The 504-nt window shown below is 48.6% G+C and carries 1 protein-coding gene; it reads right to left on the bottom strand.

Annotated elements, in window-relative coordinates:
* Nucleotides 1–504 (bottom strand): hypothetical protein (locus tag NC796_RS26690; protein ID WP_310688951.1); only part of this gene is annotated, 504 nt, incomplete at both ends.

The following is a 504-nucleotide window of genomic DNA, read 5'->3' on the forward strand; positions in this document are numbered from 1 at the left end:
CTGTGGTTCTCGCTTCAGATTCAGCTTCAGCAGAAACTTCACTGCTGTGCTTTACAAATACGCGATTTGACATCTCTTTAGCCTTGGCATACAGCTCAGCATCGACGCCAGCGTCAGCGTGTGCTTTGACCACTGTTTTTGTGAAGGCTTCCATCGCTGCTTGTTCATCTTCCGCACTGGTAGCCGCATTCAGCTCACTTTCAAGCTGAAGCTGTGCTTGTGTCTTTGTCTCCATAATCTGCTGCTTTTGTTCTTCTGTAATCTCAGCAGATTGGCTTGCAAAGAATTCCGCACGTGCTTCTGCTTCTGCTGCCAATGCTTCTGCATAGGTAGCTGCTGCCTGGCTGTTGCTTTGAATTGCAGATGAGGCCTTGGCTCCGATATACGCTTCGATATCAGCCTTGGACACCATCTCAGCATTACCTTCGGCTACGATTTTGGAATATACATCGGCTTCACCGGATGATTCTACAGTCAGCGGTTGAACCTGAACGGTACTACCAC

It is taken from the genome of Aliifodinibius sp. S!AR15-10 (assembly GCF_031569985.1).
GTDB lineage: Bacteria > Bacteroidota > Rhodothermia > Balneolales > Balneolaceae > JAMQKA01.